Below are 5384 nucleotides of genomic sequence, written 5' to 3' on the forward strand. Positions count from 1 at the left end.
TAATTTTAAGCTTTTTTATAAAAGATGTAAAAAACAAAAAAGAATATAAATTCGATTTAAAAAAAGATTTGGCATTTATAAAAAAGCTTGTCATATTAAATATTATGCTTTTATTTGTTGTAAGTGAGAGCTTTTTTATCGTAAAGGCAAAAGAAAATATTGATTATATGTATATACCTCTTTTTATGATACTTCTTAATTTTACCCAGACGGTTTTCAGTTATCCGTTTGGGTTACTTATTGAAAAAATAGATGAAAAATTTTATCTTTTTCTATCGATAAGTCACATTTTAGCGGTATTAAGTCTTTATTTTGATTTTTTAGTTCCGGCATTTATTTTCGAGGGAATTTTTTTAGTCGGATTTTTTAATTTTTTTAGAATTATTATTTCAAAAAATGCTTACAATACCGCTACTGTTTATGGAGTTTTTTATTTTTTAGTTGCCGTACTTGGTGGAATAGGAAGTATTATTATAGGATTTATTTGGAAAAAACTAGGATTTGATTATGCCGTTATTTTTTCTCTTTTAGGAATTGTTGTAAGTTTAATAATATGGAGGATATATGTTAGAACCGATAATTAACCATCAAAAAGAGATAAAAGAAATTTTTAAAAAGATGGAATTTTTAAGAGACAATTTTGACTTTGGGAACAGTAAAGTTTTTTTAGAAGAGATTAAAGATTTGGCTAAAGAAATGAAAAAAGAGCTTGAATATCATTTTAATCTCCAGATATATTCGGTGGGAGAAAATGAAAAAGCTAAAAAATTTGTTATGGAAAATTTGCTGGTTAGGGATATGCTTTTTAGGATGCTTGATTTTATAATTTTAAAAGCAGATGAAAATTCCGTTGATGCGTTTGTGAAGTTTGACGATTTCGAAGAAATTTTAAAAGCATATTTAAAAAAAGAAAAAGGGCTTTTTATTCAAAATCTAAAAAATTCTTTAAACAAAAATGAAATTGAAGAGATTGAAAATAAACTTAAATCTCTGCTTTAAGAGCGGATTTTTGATAAAATAAAAAAAAGAGGGCGTATGAAAATAGAAGTAATAAATATAAAAGATTTGCAAAAAGTTATCGAATGTATTAAAAAAAGCGGTAAAAAGGTAATAATTTTAAGCGGTACTCTTGGCAGTGGTAAAACTACTCTTGTAAAGGAGTTTGCAAAGTCATTGAGATTAAGTGAGGATGTTACTTCGCCTACTTTTGCTATTCAAAACATCTACGGCGGAAAAATTTATCATTATGACCTTTATAATAAAGGAGCAGATGAGTTTTTGGCCCTTGGAATGTTGGAAGAACTTGAAAAGGAAGGATATCATTTTATAGAGTGGGGGGAAGATTTGGAAGATATTCTAAAAACGTACGGATTTGATTATTTAAAAATCAATATTACTCTTAATAAAAACAAAAGGCTGTTTGAATGTCAAAATTAGAAGCTAAGAACCTTAAAAAATCTTTTAAAAAGACCCTTATTATAAAAGGAGTAAGTTTATATATAAATACAGGAGAAATTGTTGGGCTTTTAGGTCCCAACGGAGCCGGAAAAACCACTACTTTTTATCTTATATGCGGTCTTTTGACTCCAGATGAGGGGGAGGTGTTTCTTGATAAAAACGATATTACCAAAAAACCTCTTTATAAAAAAGCGAGGATGGGAATAGGGTATCTGCCTCAGGAAAGTTCGATTTTTAGGGATTTAAGCGTTGAAGACAATCTTTATATAGTCGCTGAGGAATATTATCCTCCAAAAGAAGCCGAAGAGCTTGTCGAAGAACTGCTTGAAAAGTTTAATATAGAGCCTATTAGAAGAAGAAAAGGAATAAATTTAAGCGGGGGTGAGAGAAGAAGGGTTGAAATAGCAAGAGCGCTTGTGCCAAAACCAAAATTTCTATTTTTAGACGAGCCTTTTGCAGGAGTGGACCCAGTAAATGTAAATGATATTAAAAATCTTATAGCCCTTTTAAAAAAAGAAAAAATAGGGGTTGTTATAACGGACCATAACGTAAGGGAAACTCTTTCTATATGCGACAGGGCGTATGTTTTAAAAGATGGACAGATTTTAACGCAAGGAGATGCTAATCATATAGTAAATCATAAGGATGTTAAAAAATATTATCTAGGAGCGGATTTTAAATTATGAAGTTAAAACAAAAAAACGTAAATAAACTTTCTACGAAACTTATAAATTTTTTGCCTTTTTTAAAAGCGGGGGTTGACGAACTTTATGAAGAGGTTGAGAATATTTCCAAAGAAAATCCTTTTTTGGAAGTTAAAAACAGAAAATTTATTACGTTTGGAAATTTAAAAAACGCCATAACCGATAAGATAGAGGCTTTAAGTGTTTCTAAGAAAACTTTTTTTGAAGAACTTACGGAACAAATTGAGACATCCAATCTTTTTCCTACGTCCATTTCAAAAAAAATAGCATGGAAAATAGTGGAGAATATAAATTCGCAGGGGTATTTTGAAGGAGATGAGGAAGAAATAGCTAAAGAAATAGGCTGTAAAAAAGAAAAAGTGTCCAGTGTAAGAGAGAGGTTTATGTATTTAAACCCGGCAGGGGTCGGGGCTAAGGATTTAAAAGAATGTTTTTTGTTTCAGCTTTATAATATGGAACATTTAGATGAAAAGCTTTTTTCTCTTGTTAAAAAAATGGTTTTGAATTTAGAGAGGCTTGAAGAATTTACCCAAGAGAAAGATTATAAAGAAGCGCTTAATGTAATAAAAAATTTTAAAATAAACCCGGCTGAAGAGTTTGGGGTTGTTGAAGAGATTATTCCTGAGATTATTATTTATAAAGAGGACGGGGACCTTAAAATAAAAATAAACGATGAGTTTTATCCTGAAATTTCTATAAAAGAGAGCGGAGATGATAAGTATTCAAAAGAGAAGTTTAAAGAAGCCAGAAGTGTGGTGGATGCTCTTGAAATGAGAAAAGCTACACTAAAAAAAATAGCTCTTATGATAGTTGAGCTTCAATATGACTTTTTTAAGGGCGGAGTTATAAAACCTATGAAAATAAAAGATTTAGCTGATGAACTGGATTTTGCTTCTTCTACTATAAGTAGGGCAATTTCCAATAAATATCTTTTGTGTGATAGAGGAATAATTTCTTTAAAAAGTTTTTTTTCAACTGCCCTGGATGAGGAAATTTCAGCTAATCAGATAAAAGAGGAAATAAAGGAAATTATAAAAAAAGAGTCTAAAACCAAGCCTTTAAGCGATGATAAAATTTGTGCTATTGTTAATGATAAATATAATTTAAATTTAGTAAGAAGAACTATTACCAAATATAGAGAAGCATTACGTATTCCAAGCAGCAGAGAGAGAAAAAAAATATATAATCTAGGCGGAGAAGTCGTTTAACCAAAACCAGCAAAGAATTCTCCCTCTAATTAGGATAATTAGAGGGAGATGAATTTGGGATGAGCGAAAGCTCATTATTTTGTTGGTCTTTCTTGGGATTGTATATATTGCTTGATAATTTCAAGCGGTGCTCCGCCTGTTGTAGCTATAAAATAAGTTCTTGTCCAAAAATAGGGTTTTGAGTAAAACTTGGATATTCAAATTATATTCATCGTGATAATGGGCTCTTTTTGCTTGATACCTTTTTATTTTTGATGTAAAATTATATAAAAAAGGAAGTTTTTGCAAAAAACAATACTTCGGGCTTATAAATACAGAATTTATCCGACTAAAATGCAAATAGAGTTTTTAGAAAATCATTTCGGGGCTTGTAGATTTATATATAACTATTTTTGGGGCAAATATAAAGACACTAAACTTCCAAATAAAACAACTCTTCAAAAAGAATTAAAAGAACTTAAAAAAGATGAAAAATACGCTTGGTTAAATCAAATAAACTCACAATCTCTTCAAGTTTCAATTCATAATTTAATCAAAGCATATAAAAGAGCCTTTAGTAAAGAAGTCGTAAAAGAAAGAAAAATAGCATTTGCAAAAGCAAACACTCCAAAACAAAAAACAAAAGCATTAAAACTTGGATTTCCAAAATTTAAATCTAAAAAAGATAATTATCAATCATTCAATATTCCTCAAAATGTAAAAGTAAAAGATAATAAAGTCTATATTCCAAAATCAAAAGAGGGAATAAAAGTAAAATTTCATCGTCAATTACTACAAAACGGAACAATCAAACAAGCTACCATATCAAGAAAAAACGGCAAATACTTCATATCTATTCTAATTGAAGAAGTTATAAAAATAACTCAAAAACCTTTCAAAGTAATTGGAATAGATATGGGGTTAGAGCATTTTATAATCCTTTCTAACGGAGAAAAAATCTCTAATCCCAAATGGTTTAGAAAAACGGAAAAAAGATTAAAAATTTTACAAAGAAGACTGTCAAGGAAAGTTTTATATTCAAAAAATTGGTATAAACTAAAAGCAAAAATCTCAAAACTCCAAGAAACAATCCTAAATCAAAGAAACGATTTTCTTCATAAAGCGAGTGCTGTGATAGCCAAGCAATACTCACTAATAGCAATAGAAAATTTATCCGTCAAAAATATGCAAAAAAATCATTATCTTGCAAAATCAATAAGCGATGTGAGTTGGTCTAAATTTGTGGAGTTTCTAAAATACAAAAGTGAGTGGTATGGAGCTAAACTGATTCAAATAGATAAATTTTCTCCAAGTTCAAAAACTTGTAGCATATGTGGATATAAAATAGATAAACTTCCATTATCAAAAAGAAAATGGACTTGTCCTTATTGCAATACCGCTCACGATAGAGATATAAATGCGGCAAAGAATATGCTAAAATTTGTATTATCAGGGATGGAACAGCCCAAGGGGTCCCCGCAAAACCTGTTTTGTGGGGTATCCAAAGAGCCTGTGGAGGTGTGCCAAAAGGCAACCGTTGAAGCAGGAAGCCCTGACTTATTTGCGTTAGCAAAAAGTTAGGGTAGTTCACGACCTGATTATAAGGCTTTGGGGCAAATTAAATTTTTTTATAATTTGTTCTTCTTTTGCTCTCATTTCGCCGTTATCTGTTTCGTGGTCGTATCCTAATAGATGCAAAAGTCCGTGAATAAAAAGGAGTTTTATTTCATCTTCCACGCTGTGAGAAAATTCTTTTGCCCCTTTTTTTGCCGTATCTATTGAAATAACTATACTCCCAAGAGGCATTCCCGGAATGTTTTCTAAAGGAAAACTTAATACATCTGTTGGTTTGTCTTTTTGTCTGTAGGTTTTGTTAAGCTCTTTTATTTCTTCATCCGTTGTTAAAATAAGTTCAACGTCTTTATCTGTGAGATAACAGTATATTTCATTTAAAGAGTTTACATCAAAGTCAAAATCTGTTCTGTTTTCAAAATCTATCATTTTAAAGCCTTTTTTAGTAAAATTATACAAAAAG

At 30.1% G+C, this 5384-nt stretch carries 7 protein-coding genes and 1 pseudogene; 6 read left to right on the forward strand and 2 right to left on the reverse strand.

Going from position 1 to position 5384, the window contains the following annotated elements:
- From ACXJH6_RS03060 to ACXJH6_RS03080, 5 genes are all read left to right on the forward strand, one after another.
- A partial coding sequence (locus ACXJH6_RS03060; protein WP_503417175.1) for an MFS transporter occupies positions 1–584 on the forward strand: 584 nt, incomplete at its 5' end.
- A complete protein-coding gene (locus tag ACXJH6_RS03065; protein WP_456470302.1) occupies positions 565–999 on the forward strand; it encodes a phosphoribosylaminoimidazolecarboxamide formyltransferase in 435 nt (144 codons plus the stop codon). The genes ACXJH6_RS03060 and ACXJH6_RS03065, both read left to right, overlap by 20 nt.
- A 36-nt stretch (positions 1000–1035) precedes the next feature.
- Complete coding sequence (tsaE, locus tag ACXJH6_RS03070; RefSeq protein ID WP_456470303.1) at positions 1036–1437, forward strand: tRNA (adenosine(37)-N6)-threonylcarbamoyltransferase complex ATPase subunit type 1 TsaE; 402 nt, start codon at positions 1036–1038, stop codon at positions 1435–1437.
- On the forward strand, positions 1425–2144 hold the full coding sequence (gene lptB / locus ACXJH6_RS03075) for an LPS export ABC transporter ATP-binding protein (protein WP_456470304.1): 720 nt from the start codon (positions 1425–1427) through the stop codon (positions 2142–2144). Before tsaE ends, lptB begins: the two co-directional genes overlap by 13 nt.
- Positions 2141–3370: an RNA polymerase factor sigma-54 gene (locus ACXJH6_RS03080; protein WP_456470305.1), complete on the forward strand. Its 1230-nt coding sequence runs from the start codon at positions 2141–2143 to the stop codon at positions 3368–3370. The genes lptB and ACXJH6_RS03080 overlap by 4 nt, the downstream gene beginning before the upstream one ends.
- A gap of 74 nt (positions 3371–3444) precedes the next feature.
- Here the strand turns inward: ACXJH6_RS03080 and ACXJH6_RS03085 are convergent.
- A pseudogene (locus tag ACXJH6_RS03085) lies at positions 3445–3555 on the reverse strand (transposase); the annotation flags it as partial.
- Between the two features lie 97 nt (positions 3556–3652).
- Between ACXJH6_RS03085 and ACXJH6_RS03090 the strand changes: the two are divergent.
- Positions 3653–4930, forward strand: a complete 1278-nt coding sequence (locus ACXJH6_RS03090) for an RNA-guided endonuclease TnpB family protein (protein ID WP_456470306.1) — start codon at positions 3653–3655, stop codon at positions 4928–4930.
- A 6-nt stretch (positions 4931–4936) separates the two neighbouring features.
- Here ACXJH6_RS03090 and ybeY read toward each other — a convergent pair whose 3' ends face one another.
- Complete coding sequence (ybeY, locus tag ACXJH6_RS03095) at positions 4937–5350, reverse strand: rRNA maturation RNase YbeY (RefSeq protein WP_456470307.1); 414 nt, start codon at positions 5348–5350, stop codon at positions 4937–4939.
- Positions 5351–5384: the final 34 nt, after the last annotated feature.

Source organism: Caminibacter sp. (assembly GCF_053999135.1).